Here is a 23123-nt window from a genome sequence, read left to right on the forward strand (position 1 = left end):
GTCTTCCGGCTTCTCGTAGCCAGCCAGCAGCTTTTCTATGATCTCGTCGTCAATTGGCATTCCGTGGTCTCCTTGTGAAACAGGATCCCACGGGGCCGCTCATTTACACAAAAGATCTGACACCCTCCCGGCCGGACATCCTGAGGCAGCGGCTGGCCTGGTTCGAGGCCCAGCCCGATCTCGATCCCGAGCGGCTGATCTTTATCGACGAGACCTGGGCCTCCACCGCCATGGCACGCACCCATGGCCGGGCGCCCCGGGGGGAGCGGCTGCGCATGGGCGTCCCCTTCGGCCACTGGAAGACCACGACCTTCGTCGCCGGTCTGCGGCTGTCCGGCCTCGTCGCGCCGATGGTGCTCGACGGCCCCATCAACCGGCGATCCTTCGAGGCCTATGTCGATCAGGTCCTCGTCCCGGAACTCAGGCCCGGAGACGTCGTGATCATGGACAACCTTGCCAGCCACAAATCCCCGGCCGTCCGTGCCGCCATCGAAGCGGCGGGCGCAGAACTACGGTTCCTGCCACCCTACAGCCCCGACTTCAACCCGATCGAGAACGCCTTCTCCAAGCTGAAAACGCTGCTGCGCAAGGCCGCCGAACGCACCGTCGATGGCCTCTGGAACGCCATCGGCACCCTCATCGACCGCTTCACGCCAACTGAATGCGCGAACTTCTTCACCGCAGCAGGCTATGAGCCAGAGTGAGCGGAAACCGCTCTAAGCTGACCTTAACGCGACAAACGCACCCTCGGCGCACCGGCATGTCGCCTGGCAATGTGTGGATTCTAAAGGATTTTTATCCTTAATGCGACAAAGGTGACGGGGTCTGGCGTCTGTCGCCCCTGTCGCCTTAGGCAAAGACGTTCTCTTGTATAAACGCTGTCCAAGACCCGGATTGCCGCGGGGGCAATCCGGGTCAGGGAAGCATGATTGAGGAATTTTGTCCACAAGACGCCGGCCAGTCCCCCCTCAATCGGCGGTGAGCACGATCTTGCCCTGGATGTGCCCGCCCTCGGCCCGTTCGTGCGCCTTGCGCGCCTCGGCCAGCGGATAGGTGCTGTCGATGACGATGCGGATGCTCCCGTCATCGAGCAGAGCCCCGACCTCCCGCAACTGCGCGCCGTTCGAGCGGACCTGGGTCGCCGATACCGTGACGCCCCGCGCCAGGGCTTCCGCGTGGCCGGAAAAGCCCAGGGGAAAGATCGGGAACAGGGCGCCGCCGCGTTTCAGCGTGCGCAGGAAACGCCCTGCGGCCGGTCCGCCCACGGAATCGATGACGAGATCGACATCACGCACGGTCTCCTCGGGCGCCGTCCTGGTATAGTCGATGACCTGGTCCGCTCCGAGATCGCGCAACAGCGCCTCATGCCGTCCGGAGGCCACGGCGATGACATGGGCGCCCTTCCGTTTGGCGATCTGCACGGCAAGGTGCCCCACACCGCCCGCGGCCCCATTGACAAGCACGGTCCTGTCCCTGAGCGGCACCGGCTGATGCCGGGCGGGCTGGAGCGGGTTCGGCACGTCGTGACCCAGGTCGATCATGAACTGCCAGGCGGTCAGCAGGGACATGGGGGCGCCGGCGGCATGCACATGGTCGATGCCCGCCGGCTTCAAGGCCAGCTGCGCTGCCGGCACGGTGACATAGTCGGCATAGGCCTGGCTCAGTCCGAACACACCGTCGGGAAAGCGCACCAGCGCATAGACGGCGTCGCCGACGGCGAAGCCCCGCACATCATCGCCGACCGCGGCGACGGTGCCGGAAATGTCCGTTCCGACGATGATGGGGAACGTCCCCGGTGGCCGCCATTCCGGCGGAAGCGACCGGTAGCCGGTGCGCAGGTACCAGTCGGGCGGATTGACGCCGACGGCGTGAACCCGGACGAGCACGTCGCCGGCCGCGGGGGACGGTCTGGGGGCATCTTCATAGACCAGCACGTCGGGACCGCCGAACGCGTGGATGCGGACGGCCTTCATCAGGTCGCTGGGCATGGCTTTCTCCATCTGAGCGGACATGCTATGAGATGCGGAACACTGATCCGGTTATAAACGGAACACTGATCCGCTTGTCAAGGAAAACGATGAGAGCCGACGCCCAGAAGAACTACGACCAGCTGCTCGCCGTGGCCCGGCAGCTGGTCAGCGAACACGGGGCCGACACGTCGCTGCGTGATATCGCCCGCACGGCGGGTGTGGGGCTTGGCACGCTGTACCGCCATTTCCCGACCAGGGAGGCTTTGCTCGATGCCCTTCTGCGCAGCGATTTCGATGCGCTGGCACGGCGGGCGGCGGATCTTGAGCGTTCGGATGAGGCCGGCGGCGCCCTGGTCGCCTGGCTGCGGGAAGCGGTCGCCATGACCTACAGCTGCCGTGGCGCCATCGCCTTGATGGTGGCCGCGATTTCGGACGAGGAGTCGGCGCTGCATGTCTCCTGCACCGGTCTGCGCGCCGCCGGCACACGGCTTCTGCACCGGGCCCAGGCGGCGGGGGCGGCGCGGCTCGACATGGACGGCAACGACCTGTTCGCCCTGATCAGCGCACTGGCATGGCTTGCGGAACAGCCGCCGCTGGTGCCCCGGGCCGATCACCTGTTCGATATCATCTGCGGCGCCATCCTGACCACGCCGTGAGCCGCGGGCGCGTGCGGGCGGTGCCGGCCTCGGTAGGGCCGGCGCTGCATAGCGCCGGGGGCCGGCGGCATAGAAGATAAGCGTCGCCCTGCGAACCATCGCCCCCTTAGGGTACTGCGTTCGGGCCGGCCCGCCGGGGCCGGCCGTCCCGTTCCGCCGAGCCGCCCAGGAGAACCGACCGTGGCCCCGCTTCCTGCCCGCCGCATTGCTGCCCCCGGTCCTGCCGACAGCCGCTCCGCATCCGGCCGGACCGCCGCCATCGGGCCGGTCCCGGGCGGGCCGGCGGGCCGGGACGGCCGCTGAGATGTCGGCGCCCGAGGCGACCCGCCTGTTCCGCAAGGCGGCGCTGGACCGGCTGGCGTCACCGGACCAGCTGGACAAGGTCATGGTGGTGGCCCGGCCGCTGGACTGGCTGGCCCTGGCCGTGCTGCTGGCGCTGACGCTGGCGGCCCTGGTCTGGAGCATCACCGGCTCGATCCCCACGCGGGTCAAGGGGTCGGGCATCCTGGTCAATGCCGGCGGCCAGCTGTTCGCCGCCACCGCCACCGGCAGCGGCGCCGTGGTCGCCCTCAGCGTCGGTGTGGGGGACGCGGTGAGGGAAGGCGCCGTGGTCGCCCGCATCGCCCAGCCCGATCTGGTGCAGGGGGTGGAGAATGCCCGCGCCACCGTCGGGGAACTGGAGACACGGCTGGAGGAGATGCGCCGCCAGCTTGCCGCCTACGCCGAGGCGCGGCAGGCCAACGGCGCCGCCCGCCGGACCCTGTTCACCCAGGCCCTGACCAATGCCGAGGCCAAGGCCAAGGTGCTGGAGGCGCGGCTGTCCAGCGAGGAACAGCTGTTGAGCCGGTCCTTCATCACGGCCCAGCGCGTCAATGCCACGCGGCAGGAACTGGCCGAGGCCAGGCAGGCCGCCACCGAGGCCCGCGGCCAGCTGATCCAACTGGAGGCCGACGAGATCGCCGCCCGCAACAATGACGACCGCGAACTGCGCACGGCCGAGGGCAATCTGGCCGAGGCGCGGCGCAAGCTCCAGGATGCCGAACTGCTGTTGGAGCAGCGCCAGAGCGTGCGCAGCCCGGCCAGCGGGCGGGTCAATGAGATCAAGGCGCCGGTGGGGACGCAGGTCGCCGCGGGGACGCCGGTGGTGGCGGTGGAGAGCGGCCGCAGCGGGTTGCAGCTGGTGCTGTATCTGCCGCCCAAGACCGGCAAGCAGGTAAAGCCGGGCATGAGCGTGCGCATCGCCCCGTCGGTGGTGAAGAAGGAGGAGTTCGGCACCCTGGTCGGAACGGTGGTCGCGGTGTCCGACTTCCCGTCCACGCCGCAGGCCATGCAGGCCACCCTGCAGAACGACCAGCTGGTCAACCAGTTCTCCAAGGACGGGCCGCCCTTCGCCGCCCGTATCGATCTGGTGCCCGACAGCGGCACGGCCAGCGGCTATCGCTGGGCCGGCGGCGCCGGACCGGAGCTGACGCTGACCTCCGGCACGCCGGCCGACGCCGAGGTGACGGTGCGCGAACAGTCGCCCCTGTCCTTCGTCATTCCGCTGCTGCGGGCGGCGACCGGCCTATGATGTCCGGACTGCGCGCAGTATGGCAGCGGGCGGTCCGCAGCAGCCGGCCGGGGACAGGTCGGCGCTGCAAGGTGCCCAGCGTGCTGCAGATGGAGGCGGTGGAGTGCGGCGCCGCCTCTCTGGCCATGGTGCTGGCCCATCATGGCCGCTGGGTGCCGCTGGAACAGTTGCGGGCCGCCTGCGGCGTCTCCCGCGACGGGGCCAAGGCCAGCAACCTGCTGAAGGCCGCCCGCGGCTTCGGCCTGACCGCCAAGGGCTTCAAGAAAGAGGTGGAGGGGCTGGCCGACCTGCCGCTGCCGGCCATCGTCCATTGGAACTTCAACCATTTCCTGGTGCTGGAGGGGATGGCCGGGAACAGGGTGTTCCTCAACGATCCGGCCAGCGGCCCGCGCACCGTGACACTGGAGGAGTTCGGCGAGGGCTTCACCGGCGTGGTGCTGGCCTTCGAGAAGGGGGAGCGGTTCCAGCCCGGCGGTGCCCGTCCCGGTCTGCTGTCGCTGCTGGCGACGCGGCTGCGCTCGTCGCGGCCGGCGGTGCTGTTCATCGCCCTGGCCGCCCTGGCCCTGGTGGTGCCGGGTGTCGCCATCCCCGCCTTTTCCCGAATCTTCGTCGATGGTGTGCTGGTCGGCGGGCAGGACGGCTGGCTGAAGCCGCTGCTGGTCGGCATGGTGCTGACCGCGGCCCTGCGCGCCGGGCTGACCCTGGTGCAGCAGACGCTGCTGCTGCGGCTGGAGACGCGGCTGGGTGTCGTCGGCGCCGCCCGCTTCGTCTGGCATGTGCTGCGTCTGCCCATGGGCTTCTTCAACCAGCGCCACGCCGGCGACGTGGCCCAGCGCATCGCCGCCAATGACCGGGTGGCCCGGCTGCTGTCGGGCGAAATGGCGCAGAGCGCCCTGGATCTGGCCACCTGCCTGTGCCTGGGCCTGATCGTGCTGAGCTATGATCCGCTGCTGGGCGCCGTCACCGTGGGCATGGCCCTGCCCAACATGCTGCTGCTGCGTGCCATCGCCGCCCACCAGCGCCAGTCCAGCCAGCGTCAGGCCTCGGCCGGGGCCAAGCTGGCGGCCGCCTCCATCGGTGCCCTGCAATCCATCGAAACGCTGAAGGCGTCGGGTCTGGAGAACCAGGCCTTCGAGCGCTGGGCCGGCCATCAGGCCAATCTGCTGGAGGTGCGGCGCGACCTGGGCCAGATGGAGGTGCTGCTGGCGGCGGCACCGACGCTGTTCCGCACCCTGGCCAATGTGGTGGTGCTGGGGCTGGGGGCCACGCGGGTCATGGACGGGGCCATGACCATCGGCACGCTGGTGGCGTTCCAGAGCCTGGCCGAGAGCTTCTCCGAGCCCATCGGCCGCTTCGTCGGCCTGTCCAGCCAGGCCCAGTCGGCGCGGGCCGATCTGTCGCGCATCGACGATGCCTTCGCCAACGCCACCGACCCCTGCCTCGATCTGCCCGAAGGCGGGCTGCCGCCGGCCCGCGGCGAGGTGGAGATCGAGGGGCTGAACTTCGGCTACAGCCCGCTGGACCCGCCGCTGATCCAGGATTTCTGCCTGCATCTCAAGCCCGGCATGCGCGTGGCCCTGGTCGGCGGCTCCGGCAGCGGCAAATCCACGGTGGGCCGGCTGCTGACCGGGCTGGCCCAGCCCTGGTCGGGCAGAATCCGCATCGACGGCCGTCCGCTGGCCGAGATCCCGGCGGCGGAGCGCGCCCGGCTGCTGGCCGCGGTGGATCAGGACATCTTCCTGTTCGAGGGGACCGTGCGCGACAACCTGACCCTGTGGGACCGCTCCGTGCCCGATGCGCGGCTGCTGCGGGCGCTGGAGGATGCCGCCCTGCTGGACGAGGTGGCGGCCCGCCCCGGCACGCTGGAGGCGCGGGTGGAGGAGGGTGGCGGCAATTTCAGCGGCGGCCAGCGCCAGCGGCTGGAGATCGCCCGTGCCCTGGTCAGCGATCCGTCGGTGCTGGTGCTGGACGAGGCCACGGCGGCGCTGGACCCGACCACGGAGAAGGAGATCGATGACCGGCTGCGCCGCCGCGGCGCCACCTGCATCATCATCGCCCACCGGCTGAGCACGGTGCGTGACTGCGATGAGATCGTGGTGCTGCAGCGGGGCCGCATCGTCGAACGCGGCAGCCACGAGGCGCTGCTGGCCCAGGGCGGCGAATATGCCCGCCTGATCTCCGCCCACTGAGCCGATGGAGCGCGCATGACCACGCTGGAGACAGCGGCGGAGACGTCCCGGACGGGACCGCTGTTCGAGGGCGGCTATCGCCACCCGCTGGTGCTGGACGGCGCCGGGGACGGCTATTGGCGGGTGGAGGACGGGTTCTTCGACCTGTTCGCGGTGGAACGCGACGGCGCCGGCCGTGACGGCCGCCGCCACCATCTGTTCCGGGTGCCGCAGGGCGGTGTGCTGCTGGATGTGGCGCCCGCAGCCGGGCTGCATCTGCTGGCCGTGGGTTCGCTGGGGTCCCGTGCCCGCCGCTGCGGCGCGGCGCCGGACGCGGCGGCGGCGGAGGCCTGGATCGTGCGGCTGGCCCAGGCCGCCGCCTTGGAGATGCCCTGGTCGGAGCGGGTGGCCGAACCGGGCGCACAGATTCTGCCCGCCGGTGCCACTCTGGCGGCCGATGCCCGGCGCGTGCTCTGGCTGCGGGTGGAGCGGGGCACGGCCGATCTCCTGGGCTTCCACCCCGTGGCCGCCGGGGCGCCGCCGCTGCCGCTGGTGGACCGGCTGTGGCTGACGGCCCCGGAAGAGACGACGCTGGTCCTGGAGCCCACTGGGGCTGTGCCGCCGCCGCTGGCGCGCTTCCACGCCTTCGTGCTGGAGGCCGTGGCCGAGCGCCTGCGCCGTCAGGCCCGGGCCGGCGAGGCCGTGGCCGGACAGCGCGCCCGCGACGAGGCCGACGCGCTGTCGCGCGGGCTGGGCCGGCTGGCCGGCGCCCTGGACGGGCGCGACCATAGCCCGGCGGTGGAGACGGGCGAGCCGCTGACCACGGCCATCGCCCGGATCCTGCTGCATCTGGGCGAGCCGATGCCGGCACTTACCGCCGCGCCGCCGCCGGGCACCGGTGTGGACGAGACCTTCGCCCAGATGGGCCTGCGCCGCCGGCGCGTGCTGCTGCGGCCCGGCTGGGAGCGCAGCGCCGCCGACGCCCTGCTGGCCTTCCTGGACGAGGAGAAGCGGCCCGTGGCCCTGCTGCCGGCGGGAAAGGGCTGGCGTGTGGCCGGGCTGGGCCTGGATGCGCCGCTGGATGCGGATCTGGCGGCCCGGCTGCAGCCGGAGGCCTGGCAGCTCTACCGTAGTTTCCCGGCGGACCCCCTGCGCTTCCGCGACCTGATGCGGCTGGGCGCCCGCGGCAATGGCCGCGACCTGCTGCGTCTGGCCCTGGCGGGGGCGGCGGCGGCCCTGGTCGGGCTGGCCGTGCCCAAGGGCATGCAGATCGCCTTCGACAGTCTGGTGCCCAATGGCGAGGTGCCGGCGCTGCTGGCGCTGATGGCGGGGCTGGTGGCGGCGGCCATCGGCCAGGGCGCCTTCGAGCTGGTGCGCGGGCTGGCGCTGCAACGGCTGGAGGCGCGGTTCGAGATCAATGCCGCCCCGGCGCTGATGGACCGGCTGCTGCGGCTGCCGGCCCGCTTCTTCCGCGGCTTCACCGCCGGTGATCTGGCCGACCGGCTGCTGGGCATCCAGAATGCCCGCGCCATCCTGGGCAGCAATGTCACGGGCGGGCTGGTGGGCGCCGTGTTCGGGCTGGTGGGGTTCGGGCTGCTGCTGAGCTATGACGGGCGGCTGGCCCTGGTGGCCCTGGTCCTGTCGCTGGCCACCACCGCCGTCATCGTCGGCACCTCGCTGGCCGAACTGCGGCACGAGCGCGAGCGGATCCGCCATCAGGGCCGGCTGGACGGCTTCGTGCTGCAACTGATCATGGGCATCGGCAAGCTGCGCACGGCGGCGGCGGAGAAGCGGGCCATGGCCGAGTGGGCGCGGCGCTATGCCCACCAGCGCGACCGCTTCGTGGCCGGGCGGCGCTGGGCCGCGGTGGAACAGACAGTGATGGCCTTCCTGCCCACCCTGTGCACGGCCGTGCTGTTCGGGGCGCTGGCCTACTTCCTGAAGGCCGACCTGACGGCGGCGGCCACCAGCGGGAATGTCGCCGCGGGCGAGGCCCGGCAGGCCATGACCACCGGCGCCTTCGTCGCCTTCTCCGCCGCTTTCGGGCAGCTGATGGCGGCCATCGTCGGGCTGGGCAAGGCCTCCTCCGGCCTGACCATGGCCCTGCCGCTGATCGAGCGGGCCAAGCCTCTGCTGGAGGCGGTGCCCGAGGGGACGGCGGAGTCCGAGCCGCCGGGTCTTCTGCAGGGCGGTGTGGCGCTGCGCCAGGTGCGCTTCCGCTATGGCAGCGACAGTCCGGCGGTGCTGGACGGTCTGGACCTGGAGATCGAGCCGGGCCAGTTCGTGGCCCTGGTCGGCCCGTCGGGCAGCGGCAAATCCACCATTCTGCGCCTGCTCCTGGGCTTCGACCGGCCGGAAACGGGCGAAGTGCTGTTCGACGGCAGGACGGCCAGCCGGCTGGACATGGCGGCGGTCCGCCGGCAGATCGGTGTCGTGCTGCAGAACGGCCGCATCTCGGCGGGGTCGCTGTCGTCCAACATCCTGGGCCCGTCGGGACTGCGGCTGGAGGATGCCTGGGCCGCCGCCCGCATGGTGGGGCTGGACCGGGATATCGAAGAGATGCCCATGGGCATGCACACCGTGCTGATGGAGGGCGGCGGCACCCTGTCCGGCGGCCAGCGCCAGCGCCTGCTGATCGCCCGCGCCCTGGTGCACCGGCCGCGGCTGCTGCTGCTGGACGAGGCCACCAGCGCCCTGGACAACCGCACCCAGGCCATCGTCACCGAGACGCTGAGCAAGCTGAGCGTCACCCGCATCGTCATCGCCCACCGGCTCAGCACCATCCAGGGTGTCGACCGCATCTTCGTCATCGAGAAGGGGCGGCTGGTGCAGTCCGGCCGCTACGAGGCCCTGATCGACAGCCCCGGTCCCTTCGCCACGCTGGCCCAGCGCCAGCTGGTGCAGTGATGTCTCCAGGCCCTTGGCCGTCGATCCAATCCGGAGTCCGCCATGCGTAAAGTCCTCTACATCATGGGCCTTCTCAACGACGCCGACATGGCCTGGATGGCCGGGGCCGGCCGGCGCCTGCGCCCGCGGCCCGGCGACGTGCTGATCCGCCAGGGCGAGCCGGCGGATGATCTGTTCATCGTGCTGGGAGGGGAGGTCACGGTGGAGCTGGCCGACGGCAGCGTGCTGGCCCGCATGGGCAGCGGCGAGGTGCTGGGCGAGATGTCCTTCGTTGACCGCGCGCCGCCCTCGGCCACGGTGCGGGCCGGCGAAGGCTGCCAGGTGCTGGCCCTGGACAAGCGCGCCATGGAGGCGCGGCTGGCCGGCGACAGCGGCTTCGCCGCCCGATTCTACAAGGCGCTGGCCGTGTTCCTGGCCGACCGCCTGCGCAGCACCACCCAGCGCATGACCACAGGGCCGGACGGGTCCATCGGCGGCGACGCCCTGCTGGCCGACGAGTTGGACGAGACCGTGCTGGACCAGGTGTCGATGGCCGGTCTGCGCTTCGAGCAGATGCTGAAGATCCTGGCGGGGGGCTGATCCGATCCCGGCCGGTCCCCGCGGCGGGGCGAGGGCCCTCAGCCCGCCGGCGTCAGGTCGATGACGCGGTCGGCCAGGGCCGTGATCTCGGGCCGGTGCGAGGTCAGCACGATCATCATGCCCTGGGCGCGCAGCGCCTCCAGGATCGGCCGGACCGTGGCCACATCGAGGAAGGCCAGCGCCTCGTCCAGCAGCAGCAGACGCGGACGCCGGGCCAGGGCGCGCGCCAGCAGCAACTGATGCACCAGCCCGCCGGGGAACAGGCCCTGGGCCACCAGCGTCTGCACCCCCATGGGCAGGGCCGTCACCGCCGGTTCCAGCCCGACGAAGCGCAGCGCGGCCCAGATGGCCGGTCCGTCCAGCGGGCCGTTGCCGGCCACGGCCGAGCGCACGGTCTGCACGGCCACGCTGTCGTCCTGGAACACGGCGGCCACATGGGCGCGGTAGCCGGCAGGGTCGAGATGGGCCAGGGTGACGCCATCGACGGCGATACGGCCGGTCGTGGGCTGGTCCAGCCCGGCCAGCAGGCGGATCAGCGTGGTCTTGCCCACACCGGACGGCCCGACCAGGGCCAGCACCTGCCCCCGCGCCAGCTGGAAGCCCAGGCCATGGAACAGGGGACGGGCGGCCCCGGGATGGGTGAAGGACAGGTCCTCTGCCGTCAGGCTGTCGAAGGCCGGCACCGGCGCGCCGGCGCCGCTGTCCGGCGGCAGGGCCAGCACCGGCTCCAGCGCGGCCAGATCGCGTCGGCCGGAGCGGTCCAGGCCCAGGGCATGTCCAAGGCGGGCGGACCCGGCCCCGGCCTGCAGGCCCAGCAGCAGGGCGGCCAGCAGCAGCGGACCCGACGTCAGGATGCCCGGGTCCTGCCCCGGCGGCAACGTCGGCAAGGGCGCAACGGCCAGCACCGGCGGCAGCGTCAGCAGGGCGCCGGCGAAGCGCAGCCGGTCGGCCGCCGCCCGCCGCCAGGCAGCCGACCGATCCGCCGCCAGTTCCCGCGTCAGAAGGGCCTGCACGCGGCCGCTCAGCCAGGCGGCGGTGCCGGCCTGGCGCTGCTGGGGCAGGGCGCGGACCAGGGCCGTGAGCAGGGGACCCGACTCCTCCCGCGCCCGCCCGGCCCTGCGGTTCTGCCGCTCGGCCCCTTCGGTCAGGACCCAGCCGAGGCCGGTCAGGGCCGCCAGCGCCGGCGATACGGCCAGGGCCGTGGCCGGCGACAGCCAGGACAGGGCGGCCAGGGGCACCAGCAGGCCGCACAGACCCCAGTCCAGGGCCGAGGCCGCCGCCAGCCGGCGGTGGGCGCCGGCCAGTCCCCGCATCGCGGCCGTGGCCCAGGCCGTGGCCGGCTGGCGGCGCACGCGCTCCGCCGGCAGGTCCAGCAGCCGGTCCCACACCGTCGCCTGCAGGCGCTGGGAGATCAGGCGGCCGCGGTGGCGCCCGTCGGCCAGGCGGCTGACCGTGGCCAGGGCCGCCGCGGCCCCGGCCAGGGCGAGACCGGCCGCCAGCCCGGTCCAGCCCGGCCCCCGCGCCAGCAGCAGGGCCGGCAGGGCCTGGGCCAGCGCCGCGGCCAGCGGCCACGCCCAGGAGGGGGGCGCCCCGTCCAGCCGGTGCAGCGACCACCAGCCGTCCAGCCCGCGCCGGTCGCGGGGGAAGCGGGGATAGGGCATGAAGGCGTCGGAACCGAGGGCCGTAGCCGTCCCCTCGTCCAGGGGGCGGCCGGGTTCATCCGCCGCCGTCACCAGCAGCGGGATCCTGCCCGGCCGGGGCAGCAGCAGGGCCGGCCGGCCGGCCAGCGTCACCAGCAGCGGCCCCAGGTCGCGGCGCCACCAGTCCGCCCCATGGGGGCGGACACGGCGCAGGCGCAGGCCCAGCGGCGGGGCCGCCTGCCGCCAGCGGGCCGGGTCGGTGCCGTCCGTCCGCGCATGTCCACGGCCGCTCTGGAGATGATCCAGCAGGGTGCGCAGCACCGTCTCATCCGGCGGCATGGCCGGCCTCCGGTCCCAGGCGGATCACCTGATCGTAGCTGTCCGCATCCTCGTCCCGCCGGGTCACCACCAGCAACAGGATGCCGCGGCGGCGGATGGCGGCGCGGATACGCCGGGCCAGCGGCGGTTCGAGCCGGTCCAGCAGCTCGTCCAGCACCAGCAGCTTCGGTGCCCGCAGCAGGGCCATGGCCAGCAGCAGCCGGCGCTGCTGCCCGCCGCTGAGTTCGGCGCCGCCGGTGTGCAGACGCAGATCCAGCCCGCCGCGGGGGGCGAGGTCGGCGGCAAGCTCCACCTCCTCCAGCACGGTCTGGAGCCGGTCATCGTCGAGGGTCAGCCCGCGGCAGAGATTGTCGCGCACGCTGAGCGGCAGCACGCTCCAGCTGTCATCCAGCAGCAGCGCCGTGCCGGGCGGGGCCGCGGCCGGCGGCACGCCATCCAGCCGGATCCGGTCGCCGGCCTCGCTCTCCAGCCCGCTCAGCCGCCGCACCAGCACCGACTTGCCGCTGCCCGACGGGCCGAGGATGGCCAGCTGCTGTCCCGGCGCGGCCCGCAGGGTGAGATCGTGGAACAGGACCCGGCCGGAGATCAGATCGGTGCAGCCCAGGCTCTCCGCACACAGCCCGTCGGGCCAGAGCGGCGCCGGCTCCACGGTCCCGATGTCGGGACCCGGTGTCCGCGGCCCGCCCGCGCCGGCATCGGTCTGCGCCGTCTCGCCGCCCTGGTCCAGGGTGCGCCGGTGCAGCAGCAGGCTTTCCAGCGGGGTCCATCCCTCCCAGCGGGCCAGACGGGCGGGGAAGCCTGCGGCCAGTTCCGGCAGCAGCAGCACCAGCAGGGCCGGCGTCATCCGCCCCTCTGTCAGCAGCAGGGCCGCCAGCAGCACCGACAGCACGCGGCGGGCCGCACCCAGGGCGGGGCGGGTCCGATGCAATAGACGGTGGGTGGCGGCGGCCCGGTCGGTGCTCTCCAGGGAAAGGGCCAGCCGCCCCCCCAACTCCGCCACCAGCTCCGCCTCGGCTCCGCCCAGCCGGTGGCGGCCGTAATCGGCGAAGATGTCGGCCCCCGGCGCCAGTTGCGGCACGGCCGCGGCCTGGATGGGGGCCGGATCGCCCCGGCGCAGGAACGGCCGCAGCAGCAGCGCGGTTTCCGCCGCCAGCAGGGCAGACAACAGCGATCCGGCCAGGGGGGCCGTTCCCCAGAGCAGCGCCAAGGCCAGCAGGGCGGTCACCGCCTGCGTGGCCAGGGCCGGCAGGTCGCTGCGGGCCGCCAGATCCAGTCCCAGCCGGGCCTGACCGGCCAGCGTGGCGGGGGCATGGCTGAACAGGCTTCGGGTGGGCAGCCGCCACAGCCGGTCCAAGCCGGCGGCCAGTTCGTGCCGGCCCAGCCGTGCGGCCACGGACTGCAGCCCGCGTTCCGCGCCCAGGGTCGCCAGCAGGGCGGCGAGGCCCAGCGCGCCGGCGGCGGCAAGGGCGGCCGGGGTGGCCGCCATGGGTGTTGCCGGCAGGTCGGGCGCCAGCATGTCCGCCACCAGCCGGGCCAGCGCCAGACAGGCCGCGATCTGCATCAGGCCGGCAACCAGCCCGGCGGCGATGGCCCCGGCCAGCGCCCACCCCTGTCCCGTCAGCAGATCGCGCAGGCCGGCCAGGGGCCGGAAGCCGCGGCCCTGGCGCTTGGCCGTGTCGGTGGGGACCAGGCGCAGCACCACGCCGGAGAAATCATCGGCGAAATCCGCCAGCGGCACCCGGACGGGACCGCAGGCCGGATCGTTGATCAGCAGGCTGTCGCCATCCATCCGCTCGACCACGACGAAATGGATGAAGGCGCGGTGGGCGATGAAGGGGACGGGTTGTCCGCCCAGCCGGTCGATATCGCAGCGGAAGGCGCGGAGCTGGAAGCCGTAGGCCTCCGCCAGCCGGCGCAGGGTGCGGGCGCTGGTGCCCAGCCGCGTGTCGCCGCACAGCCGGCGCAGCGGCTCCAGCCCCACATGGCAGCCATGGACGCCCAGCAGGATGGCCAGGGCGGCCAGCCCGCATTCCGCCACCTCGGCCTGACGCACGGCGGGGGTGGCGGGGGCGGCGGTGCGGACAGCGGCGGGCTTGCGCATCAGGCCAGGACCAGAAGCAGCAGGGTCAGCCCGATCAGCAGCCAGGACATGAGGCCGATGCCATGGGCGGCCGCGGGCCGGTACACCGGCCGGTCGAGATGCTCGGGCGAGGCCAGCCGGTCCAGCGCGGCCTGACGGAACGGTCCCGGCGCCGCGGGCGTCCGCTTCTCTTCCGGACGTCCCTGGTCTTGACTCTGTTCCCCGCCGGACACGGTTGCGCGCGCTCCTTCCTGCGGCCCCGTATGGGGCGGCCTGACGGGGCCAGTGTCTGCGGCCAGGGGGGCGCTGCCGTCAAGGTGGCGGGTCTATGGCGGAGCCCTGCCGCTCTCTGCGCGGCAGAAACAACGGCGGTCCCGGCGGAGCGCCTGTCGCCGCCGGGACCGGTTGGCCGGCATCAGGCCATGGGGAAGGGGCGCTGCCCGTCCACCACCGGCGCGTCCAGCGCCGGGCTCTGGCCCTTCGACCAGGGCTTCACCGTGAAATGGGCCGTGCGCAGCACCGGCGCGCCGGCCTCGCCGTAATGGCTGGTGGCCAGGGCCGTGGTGACCAGGGCGGTATGCACGCCCTTGGCGCCCACGGTCACCAGCCCGAAGCCGTTGGAGCGGGTGTCGACATAGCGCAGATGCGGGTTCTGCCGCGGGTTGCTGGCCGCCAGCGCGGCCTTGAGATCGCCGGTCTTGGCAGCCGTGATCGCCGCCTTGGTGCCATGGCGCAGGGTGAGGTTCAGCGCCTCCACCACGTCGCCGGGGCGGCCGAAGCGGGCGCCGTCGCCCACCACCAGCGGCTTCAGCGGATTGTCGTCCTTCGACGCCACGGCGGCGAAGGCAGTGAAGACCGGAGTGCTGGCGATGCCGGTGATGCTGAACTCCACCGACACCGGCACGGGCTTGGCCGCTTCGTAATCCTCATAGATCAGGCCGGCGAAGGTCTGGTGATGGTCGCCGGTCAGGGCGACCACATTGGTGATGCCCTGGCGCCGCAGCCAGCCCATCAGCTCCTGCCGTTCGGTCGGGTAGCCGTCCCAGGCGTCGGCGGTCAGCACCAGCGTCTCGGCCTTGGGGTTGATCTCGGCCATGTCGATGCGCATGGGCAGGAACGGCACCGAGCTGGCCAGGATCTTCCAGGTGGCATCGCTGCCGGCCAGGGTCCGCTTCAGCCAGTCCTTCTGCGGGCCGCCCAGCAGCGTGCCGGCGGGCCGGTCCTTGCGCGGGTTCGGCACCTGCTTGTCGCCCAGGGGCAGCATGGCCGGCGGGTTGCCGCCATTGGCGGTGCGGCCGGCATCCATCAGCCGCACCAGCGACAGCGGCAGCATGTAGGTGGCCTGGCCGGTGATGGCCATGGCCAGCTCGTCCGGCACCGCATGGTCGGAGCGGTAGCTGCGCGTATCGGTCAGCACCAGTTCCACATGCCGGCCGAAGCGCAGGCTGCGGTAGATGGTCAGGCTGTTGATGGCCGCCAGGCTGTTGGGTTCCTGCAGCAGGTTGTTGTCATCGACGGGGGCGTTGCGCCCGTCCACGTCGCTGACGCTGGCCGGCTGGAAATCCTTGGCCGCGGGCGCCACGCCCCGCACGCCCACGGTGCCGGTCAGCAGGGCGGGGATGTACTCGAACCAGGCCTGGTTCGAGGCCAGCTTGGCGCTGGGGGCCGACTGGCCGGCCGGGGTATAGGTGATGACCGTCTGCCAGTAGTCGTTGACGAATTCGTGGTCGTCCCAGATCGAGATGAAGGGGAAGCGCGCCCGCGCCTCCCGGTAGTCCGGGTCGGACAGGTAGGTGCGGTAGAGATAGCGGAAATCGGCCAGGGTCAGGGCGTTGCGCGCGGCACCCCATTTCGTCTCGCCGCCGCCGCTGGGCAGGGGCGGGATGGTGCGGGCGCCGCTGTCGCCCACCGTCTCATAGATCTGGTCACCCAGATGCAGCACGAAATCGATGCCGGCGTCGCCGGCTGCCTTGTCCTGGTTCAGCAGCGTGCGGTAGGCGCCATAGAACCCGTCCTCGAAATTCTGGCAGGAGACGAAGGCCAGACGCACCGTGCGGTCGGCGTCGGGTGCCGGCGCCGTGCGGGTGCGGCCAATGAATTCCGGCACGGCCCCGTCGGGGGCGATGAAGCGGTAATGATAGGTGCGGTCGGGCTTCAGCCCGTCCACCAGCACGCGCACGGTATGGTCATGCTCGGGCCTGGCCGTGACCGTCTTCTCCAGCACCACGGTGCGGAACTCGGCGGTGTCGGACATCTGCACCGTCAGCGTCACCGGCTGGCCGGCGGCGGCGGTGTCGCGCGCCTCCACCCGCGTCCACAGCACCACCCGGTCCGGCATGGGATCGCCCGAAGCCAGCCCCTGGGGGAAGTGGAAGCGGTTGCTGTCGGCGGCGGCGGCCGGGCGGATGCCGGGCAGAAGCGGCAGACCGGCCGTCAAAGCCGCCATGGCGCCGCTGGCCAGCATCAGGTCAAGGAAGGAGCGGCGGTTGAGATCGGGACGGGACATGGATCGTACTCTTCTTCTGCGGGCGCAGCGGGACAGCGGACCCGAGCGGGTGGACATGCCGGCCGCCGCCCGCGGGGCGGGGCCGGCATGGCGTCGGTTCAGAACTTCACCGCGAATTCCACGCCGTAGAAGCGGGGCGGGCCGGCGATGTAGGTGGGCAGCCCGAAGGAGGCGCCGGTATTGCCGGCGTCGATCAGGTATTCGCGGTCCAGGGCATTCTCCACATAGGCGGTTGCCGTCCAGCGGCCGTCGGCGGAGCGGATGCCGGCGCGCAGGTTCAGCAGGCCATAGGGACCCTGCTCGATGCCCGGCGTGTTGGCATCCTCGAAATAGACCCGCGACTTGAAGGTGAAGCTGGGGGTGAAGAAGATCTCCGCATCGGCTGCGTCCAGCCCATAGGTCGCGGTGCCGCCCAGGGAGAAGGCGTGCTTGGGTGTCAGGCGGAAGGTGTTGCCGCCCAGCGCCTGCGCATTGCCGTTGGAATCCTCGTCGTCGATGCGGGCATTGATGTAGCCGTAGGTGGCGAACAGGTCGAGCCAGTCGGCGGCGCGGGCATTCAGCGTCAGCTCGAAGCCGTAGGACCGGGCCTCGCCGGCATCGTCCACGCGGGTCAGGGCACTGTTCGGCACGCGGACGGAGGTCTGGAAGTTGCTGTAATCGTACCAGAAGGCCGAGGCGTTGGCCCGCAGACGGTCGCCCAGGAAGGTCAGCTTGGTGCCGGCCTCGTAGCTCCAGACGATCTCGTTCTTCAGCACTTCGCTGTTGGTGGCGTCCACCTGCACCACGGCCGGACGGCGGCCGCGGGCGACGCTGGCATAGAACAGGCTGTCGCGGTTCGGCTGATAGGTGGCGACCAGGCGGCCGACGACACTGTTGAAATCCTCGGACAGTTCGCGCCGGGCCACGTTCGGGAACAGGGCCGGCAGCAGGATGGCGGTCGGGCTGACCGACTGGACGAAGGCCGAATCCTGCTCCTCGTGGGTGAAGCGGAGGCCGCCGGTCAGAGAGAACTCCTCCGTGACGTGGTACGTCGCGTCGGCGAAGGCCTCGTAAGCCTTGTTGGTGCCGAAGTTGGTGAATTCGCCCGTCGCCAGCGCGGGCAGCGGGAAGGGCAGCGGGTTGCCTGCCGTGGGCGGCAGGCCGAGCAGCGCCACCAGCGGATTCAGGGTGCCGGCCGGGGTGATGATCGGACCAAAATTGGGGAAGGGCAGGGCGCCGCCCGGATTGAACACGGCCAGCTGGCGCTCGTCGGTGCTCAGCGGTACGCGCTGGAAACCGTCCTCGTAGAAGTAGCTGACGCCGGCGAAGCCTTCCAGCTTGTCATCCACCTTGTAGTTCAGGCGGAATTCCTGGGACCATTGCGTGCCCTGGGCGTCCTCGGCGAATTCCAGCAGATAGGCCTGGCTGCCGTCGGCGTCGAAATCCTCCCAGGCGTTGAATTCGCGGTAGGCGGTGATGCTGGTCAGGCTGAGCGCGTCGTTGATCTCGTACTCGGCGTTCAGCGTGGCATTGAACAGCTTGCGGTCCACGCCCAGACCCTCGCCGCGGTTCAGCTGGGCCGCGGAGAAGGGGCTGGTGTCGCCGCCCTGGGGGGCGAAGACCTTGTTCTTGAAGGAGGTGCCGGTGTAGTCGTCCTCCTGGTAATTGACGATGCCGGTGACGGTCAGACGCTCCACCGGCAGCAGCAGGAACGAACCGCGCAGGGCCTTGACGCCGACACCGTTCAGGGCCTCGCCACCGGCCAGATTGTCGATATAGCCGTCGCGGTCGCGGCTGATGCCGGCCACACGGATAGCGACCTTGTCGTTCAGCGGCACATTGGCGGCGGCCTCATAGGTCTTCTGGCCGTAATCGCCGATGGCGACACGGCCATTGATCGCCACCGCGTCCGTGTCGGGCTTGGCGGTGATGATGCTGACGGCGCCGATCTGGGCGCCGCGGCCGAACAGGGTGCCCTGCGGCCCCTTCAGCACCTCGACGCGCTCCAGGTCGAACATCTCGATGTTGGCGCCGCGGGCGCGGCTGGCCGGCACGCCGTCCACGAACACGGACACCCGCGCCTCCTCCTGCGCGGAGCCGCTGTCGGAGGTGATGCCGCGGATGACGAAGCCCGGATTGTTCGGGCTCTGCAGCTGGATCTGCAGGCCGGGGACATAGTTCGACAGCTTGTCCAGCTGATCGACGCCGAGCCTGGCCAGATCGTCGCCGGTATAGGCGGTCAGGGCGATGGGAACGTCCTGCGCACTCTGCGCGCGCTTCTGCGCGGTGACCACGATCTCTTCCAGGACGGTCTCTTCCGCCAGCGCCGGAGCGGCTGCCAGCATGGCGACCAGGGCGCCGCCGGCCAACAACGTGGTCCGCCGGACAGTGTCTGCGCGCATCAGTTTTCTCCCCCAACCCGATATGGCCGTGCCGGCGGGTCATGGCCGCCGGGTTCATGTCAGGCTGGCAGGATAGGGAGAACTGTTACGGCAAGATGATGCACGCATGAATGTTTTTTGAGCGAACAGAATCGGCGGCGGGGTGTGTCCTGGCTGCCGAAACGTTCATTCCACATCTGCCAATTTGTAGAAAAGAAGTTGCTGCCGTCGCGGTGCGGGGCTATGTCCGTCAGTCCGGGTCCGGCCGGGCCACGGACCAGAGAACGGAACAGGCGACGGGGATGGCGGTGAGCGGGAACGAGTCCCTCTGCGAGACCGGGAACGGCGGGCTGATCGACTGGGTACGGGCCGCGCTGATCGGTGGCGATGCGGTCTTCACCGGCCCGTTCGGGCCGCGGCGGGTGGTCTATGCCGACTGGACCGCTTCCGGCCGGGCGCTGGGGTTCATCGAGGATCATCTGCGCCGGGCTGTTCTGCCCTTCTATGCCAATTCCCATACCGAGACGTCGGAGACCGGGCGGCGCACCACCGCCCTGCGCGAGGCCGCCCGCCGCAGCGTGGCCGCCGCCGTCGGCGCCGGACCGGAGGATGCCGTCATCTTCTGCGGCACCGGCACCACCACCGCCGTCAACATGATGGTGCGCATCCTGGGGCTGGACCGGCCGGTGGCCGGGGAGCCGCCGCTGGTGCTGATCGGCCCCTACGAGCATCATTCCAACGAGCTGCCCTGGCGCGAATCCTGCGCCGAGGTGGAGGTGGTGGGGCTGGACGCGGCCGGGGGCCTCGATCTGGCGGATCTGGAGGCGCGGCTGCGGCGCCATGCCGGGCGGCGCATCATCGGCAGTTTCTCCGCCGCCTCCAACGTCACCGGGGTGATGACGCCGGTGGACCGGGTCACCGGCCTGTTGCACCGCCATGGCGCCCTGGCCCTGTGGGATTATGCCGCCGCCGGCCCCTATCTGCCCATCGCCATGAACCCGCCGGCGGAGCCGGGGACCGATCCGGCCAAGGACGCCATCTTCCTGTCGCCGCACAAATTCCCCGGCGGGCCGGACACGCCGGGCGTGCTGGTGCTGAAGCGGCGGCTGGTGCGCGACAGCGTTCCCCCGCCCAAGCCGGGCGGCGGCACGGTCGCCTTCGTCTCCCCCAGCGGGCACCGCTATCACCGCGACATCATCCGCCGGCTGGAGGCGGGCACACCCTCCATCGTCGGGGCCATCCGCGCCGGGCTGGTGTTCGAGGTCAAGCAGGCCCTCGGCGCCGCGGCCATCCAGGCGCGTGAACAGGCGCTGTACCGCCGGGCGCGGCACAGGCTGGCCGCGGTGCCGAACCTGGAGATCCTGGGACCGGTGCTGGAGGCGGAAGCCGGCGGGCCGGAGCGCCTGTCGATCCTGTCCTTCGTGGTGCGCCGGGGCGAGCGGCGCCTGCACTACACCTTCGTGACGCAGCTGCTGAACGACCTGTTCGGCATCCAGGCCCGCGGCGGCTGTTCCTGCGCCGGCCCCTATGCCCATCACCTGCTGGGCATCGACCCGGAGCGGTCGCGCGGCTTCGAGCAGGCGGTGACGGACGGGCTGACCCTGCTGCGGCCGGGATGGACCCGCATCAACCTGCATTATCTCATGAGCGACGCCGAGGTGGATTTCGTGCTGGAGGCCGTGGCCTTCGTGGCCGAGCATGGCCACCGCTTCCTGCCGCTCTACCGCTGCGATGCCCGCACGGGCGGCTGGCGGCGTGAGGGCTGGCAGCCCGAGCCGGCCCCGGTCGATCTGGCCGCTGTGGTGCGGGGGCTGGTGCTGCCCGCGGCGTCCGCCGCGTCCCCGGCCGATGCGCCCGACGCCGACGCCTGTCTCCGCCAGGCCCGCGACCTGCTGGCGACACTCGCTTCCGGGGCCGGCGAGAGCCGTTCCCTGCCCGAGAACATTCCCCAGGATCTCTGCTGGTTCGCCTGATCGGGGTCAGACCGGGGCTGGTCCGCCTGAGCGGGGGGCGCGCGGTGGCTGGTGTGGGGGCGTGCCGCCGCGGCGGTCCAGCATGTCGGCCACGGTGCGCAGCAATGTTTCCGCACGGCAGGGTTTGGCCAGCACCGTCAGTCCCTCGGCTTCGGCCTCGGCAATGGCCGTGCTGAACCCGGTCATCAGGATCACCGGCAGATCCGGCCGGGTGCGGCGGATCTCGCGGGCCAGATCTAGTCCCGTCAGCCCGCCGGGCATCATCACGTCCGACAGGACCAGATCGACGGGACGGCGCTGGTCCAGGACGGACAGGGCCGCCGTGCCCGACAGGACGCGGTGCACCTGGTGCCCGGCGGCCGCCAGCATATCCTCGACGGCGATGCCCACCGCCGCGTCATCTTCCACCAGCAGGACCGTGCCGCTGTTGCCGGGCCGGGTGGCGGCCGGTGCCTCGGCCAGGGACGGCTCGGGCGGCCGCGGCGAACGCGGCAGCAGCAGCACCACGCTGGTGCCGCTGCCCGGCCGGCTCGACAGCTGGACGCCGCCGCCGGACTGGCGCACGAAGCCATAGACCATGCTCAGCCCCATGCCGGAGCCCTGGCCGACCTCCTTGGTGGTGTAGAAGGGTTCGAAGGCGCGGGCCTGCACCTCGGGCGGCATGCCGGTCCCGGTGTCGGTGACTGTCAGGCGGACGAAATCGCCCATCAGCCCGTCGGCCGCTTCCCCGTCCAGCCCGTCGGGCTGATCCCCGGGGGTCAGGGTGACATTGGCGGCCGACAGGCGCAGCAGCCCGCCCTGGGGCATGGCATCACGGGCATTGACGGCCAGATTGAGGATGGCCAGTTCCAGCTGGATCGGATCAGCCAGCAGCGGCCACAGATCGGCCGGCAGGTCCAGGTCCACCCGGATATCGGTCCGCAAAGACCGGTCCAGCAGGTCGCGCATGCCGCGGATCCGGGACGCAAGATCAACGGCTTCCGGTGCCAGTGGCTGCCGCCGGGCAAAGGCCAGAAGATGCCGCACCAGCCGGGCGCCGCGTTCAACCGTGTCGATGCCCGCGCGTACCAGACCGGTCACCTGCGGGTCCTGGACCCGGCGCTCCACCATCTCCAGGCAGCCATTGAGGGCTTGCAGCAGATTGTTGAAGTCATGGGCCACGCCACCGGTCATCTGGCCGATGGCTTCCATGCGCTGGGCCTGGAGCAACTGTGCCTCCACGCCCTCGCGCCGCTTCACCTCCGCTGCCAGCGCGGCAAGGACGGCCTGTTCGCGCCGCGTCCGGCGCAGCGCCAGCAGCGCCACGGAAAACAGGCCGGCGGCGGCCAGCAGGGCGAAAAAGCAGAACAGTGCCAGATTGCGGTACCAGATCTGGCGGAACGCCCGCAGATCCAGCCCACAGCTGACATAGACCGGGAGGTCGCCAACCCGGCGGTAGGCATAAAGCCGCTCCACGCCGTCAATGGCGGACACGGCGCGGTAGACCCCCCGGTCGGTCTTTCCGATCTGTTGCATCAGCGGCACCGATGGTCCCAGCCGTGCCGGCATGCCCGCCACATCGGGCACCCGCGCCAGCATGCTGCCGTCGGCCCGGATCAGGGCCACGGAATCCCGCGGCGACTGCAACACCTTCCCATAGAAATCGGTGAAATAGCTGGTGAGAACGGCAACGGCGATGACCCCGTTGAACTGTCCGTCCGGCGAGGATCTGGCCCGGCCGATATTGAGGATCGGCAACTGGCTGAGGTGCCCGACGACGGGCGCCCCCACATAGGCCTTGCCTATGTTGTCGCGGGCCGCGAGGAAGAAGTCCCGCTCCGCCATGTCGACCGGCCCCTCCAGCGGGAAGCGGCGGGTATTGGCGACCATGCGTCCGGCCGGATCGACCACCAGCATCGAACTGATCTGGCGCGAGGTGCCCTTGACCCGCATCATGTCCTGATGCACCACGGGGGAGGCGGCGATCTCCGCCCAGGACAGCCGCTGCAGGCGTTGGTCGAGCCAGTCGAGCATGACCTCGTTGATTTCGAAGACTTTCTGGGCATGCTCATGCAGCATGGACACGGTGGTCAGCGCCCGGTTCTCCGCCTCGGCCCGCAGCTGTCGCCAACTGACCCAGCCCGCCCCGATGCAGGCCAGTCCCGGCACCAGAATCGAGGCGAGCAGAAGGGCATACAGGGGACGGGCGGGATCGTGGGACGCCAAATTCCATCTCCGGGGAGTCGCGGACGGTGCCATGCGCGTGCGGATGCGCCTTTGACCCTGTCCGCCATCTTTAACGTGCGGCTCTGCCGCCGTCACTCGGCGGGTTGTCATAGGGCCGGCGGGACTTGGCACCACCACTCCTGACACGACCGGTGGGCACGGGCAGGCGG

General features: G+C 71.4%; 13 protein-coding genes and 1 pseudogene. 7 read left to right on the plus strand and 7 right to left on the minus strand.

Annotated elements, in window-relative coordinates:
• Positions 1–149 precede the first annotated feature (149 nt).
• Positions 150–704, plus strand: a pseudogene (locus DK368_RS05025) (IS630 family transposase); the annotation flags it as partial.
• Positions 705–968: 264 nt separating this feature from the next.
• On the opposite strand, the gene DK368_RS05030 reads toward DK368_RS05025, so the two are convergent.
• Complete coding sequence (locus DK368_RS05030; RefSeq protein ID WP_114393108.1) at positions 969–1988, minus strand: NADP-dependent oxidoreductase; 1020 nt, start codon at positions 1986–1988, stop codon at positions 969–971.
• A gap of 89 nt (positions 1989–2077) precedes the next feature.
• Here DK368_RS05030 and DK368_RS05035 point away from each other — a divergent pair, with 89 nt between their 5' ends.
• The 5 genes from DK368_RS05035 to DK368_RS05055 all read left to right on the plus strand — a co-directional run bounded on the left by DK368_RS05035 (position 2078) and on the right by DK368_RS05055 (position 9850).
• Complete coding sequence (locus tag DK368_RS05035) at positions 2078–2626, plus strand: TetR/AcrR family transcriptional regulator (protein WP_114392631.1); 549 nt, start codon at positions 2078–2080, stop codon at positions 2624–2626.
• A gap of 304 nt (positions 2627–2930) precedes the next feature.
• A complete protein-coding gene (locus DK368_RS05040; protein ID WP_114392633.1) occupies positions 2931–4196 on the plus strand; it encodes an NHLP bacteriocin system secretion protein in 1266 nt (421 codons plus the stop codon).
• 71 nt (positions 4197–4267) lie between these two features.
• A complete protein-coding gene (locus DK368_RS05045) occupies positions 4268–6385 on the plus strand; it encodes an NHLP family bacteriocin export ABC transporter peptidase/permease/ATPase subunit (protein ID WP_240002344.1) in 2118 nt (705 codons plus the stop codon).
• Between the two features lie 15 nt (positions 6386–6400).
• Positions 6401–9271, plus strand: a complete 2871-nt coding sequence (locus DK368_RS05050) for an NHLP bacteriocin export ABC transporter permease/ATPase subunit (protein ID WP_114392637.1) — start codon at positions 6401–6403, stop codon at positions 9269–9271.
• A 42-nt stretch (positions 9272–9313) separates the two neighbouring features.
• Positions 9314–9850, plus strand: coding sequence for a cyclic nucleotide-binding domain-containing protein (locus DK368_RS05055; RefSeq protein ID WP_114392639.1), 537 nt, complete (start codon positions 9314–9316; stop codon positions 9848–9850).
• A gap of 38 nt (positions 9851–9888) precedes the next feature.
• On the opposite strand, the gene DK368_RS05060 is transcribed toward DK368_RS05055, so the two are convergent.
• The 5 genes from DK368_RS05060 to DK368_RS05080 all read right to left on the minus strand — a co-directional run bounded on the left by DK368_RS05060 (position 9889) and on the right by DK368_RS05080 (position 18796).
• Positions 9889–11829: an ATP-binding cassette domain-containing protein gene (locus DK368_RS05060; RefSeq protein ID WP_114392641.1), complete on the minus strand. Its 1941-nt coding sequence runs from the start codon at positions 11827–11829 to the stop codon at positions 9889–9891.
• Positions 11816–13930, minus strand: a complete 2115-nt coding sequence (locus tag DK368_RS22240; RefSeq protein WP_114392643.1) for a cysteine peptidase family C39 domain-containing protein — start codon at positions 13928–13930, stop codon at positions 11816–11818. Before DK368_RS22240 ends, DK368_RS05060 begins: the two co-directional genes overlap by 14 nt.
• Complete coding sequence (locus DK368_RS05070; RefSeq protein ID WP_114392645.1) at positions 13930–14142, minus strand: hypothetical protein; 213 nt, start codon at positions 14140–14142, stop codon at positions 13930–13932. The genes DK368_RS22240 and DK368_RS05070 overlap by 1 nt, the downstream gene beginning before the upstream one ends.
• Before the next feature lie 182 nt (positions 14143–14324).
• Positions 14325–16415, minus strand: a complete 2091-nt coding sequence (locus DK368_RS05075) for an alkaline phosphatase D family protein (protein WP_162305868.1) — start codon at positions 16413–16415, stop codon at positions 14325–14327.
• Positions 16416–16513: 98 nt separating this feature from the next.
• Entirely contained in the window at positions 16514–18796 is a 2283-nt protein-coding gene (locus tag DK368_RS05080; protein WP_114392649.1) for a TonB-dependent receptor, read from the minus strand.
• Positions 18797–19077: 281 nt separating this feature from the next.
• Here DK368_RS05080 and DK368_RS05085 point away from each other — a divergent pair, with 281 nt between their 5' ends.
• Positions 19078–20748, plus strand: a complete 1671-nt coding sequence (locus tag DK368_RS05085) for an aminotransferase class V-fold PLP-dependent enzyme (RefSeq protein ID WP_205028050.1) — start codon at positions 19078–19080, stop codon at positions 20746–20748.
• Between the two features lie 6 nt (positions 20749–20754).
• Here DK368_RS05085 and DK368_RS05090 read toward each other — a convergent pair whose 3' ends face one another.
• Positions 20755–22953 carry a hybrid sensor histidine kinase/response regulator gene (locus tag DK368_RS05090; RefSeq protein ID WP_162305869.1) on the minus strand — a complete coding sequence of 733 codons (2199 nt, stop codon included), beginning with the start codon at positions 22951–22953 and terminating at the stop codon, positions 20755–20757.
• Positions 22954–23123: the final 170 nt, after the last annotated feature.

This window comes from Oleisolibacter albus (genome assembly GCF_003336875.1).
GTDB classification, from domain to species: Bacteria; Pseudomonadota; Alphaproteobacteria; order Azospirillales; family Azospirillaceae; genus Niveispirillum; species Niveispirillum album.

Excerpts from the sequence above, each read along its gene's own strand:
- DK368_RS05030 (WP_114393108.1), bottom strand. The coding sequence starts at position 1,988 with ATGCCCAGCGACCTGATGAAGGCCGTCCGCATCCACGCGTTCGGCGGT.
- DK368_RS05035 (WP_114392631.1), top strand. The coding sequence starts at position 2,078 with ATGAGAGCCGACGCCCAGAAGAACTACGACCAGCTGCTCGCCGTGGCC.
- DK368_RS05040 (WP_114392633.1), top strand. The coding sequence starts at position 2,931 with ATGTCGGCGCCCGAGGCGACCCGCCTGTTCCGCAAGGCGGCGCTGGAC.
- DK368_RS05050 (WP_114392637.1), top strand. The coding sequence starts at position 6,401 with ATGACCACGCTGGAGACAGCGGCGGAGACGTCCCGGACGGGACCGCTG.
- DK368_RS05055 (WP_114392639.1), top strand. The coding sequence starts at position 9,314 with ATGCGTAAAGTCCTCTACATCATGGGCCTTCTCAACGACGCCGACATG.
- DK368_RS05060 (WP_114392641.1), bottom strand. The coding sequence starts at position 11,829 with ATGCCGCCGGATGAGACGGTGCTGCGCACCCTGCTGGATCATCTCCAG.
- DK368_RS22240 (WP_114392643.1), bottom strand. The coding sequence starts at position 13,930 with ATGCGCAAGCCCGCCGCTGTCCGCACCGCCGCCCCCGCCACCCCCGCC.
- DK368_RS05075 (WP_162305868.1), bottom strand. The coding sequence starts at position 16,415 with ATGTCCCGTCCCGATCTCAACCGCCGCTCCTTCCTTGACCTGATGCTG.
- DK368_RS05080 (WP_114392649.1), bottom strand. The coding sequence starts at position 18,796 with ATGCGCGCAGACACTGTCCGGCGGACCACGTTGTTGGCCGGCGGCGCC.
- DK368_RS05085 (WP_205028050.1), top strand. The coding sequence starts at position 19,078 with ATGGCGGTGAGCGGGAACGAGTCCCTCTGCGAGACCGGGAACGGCGGG.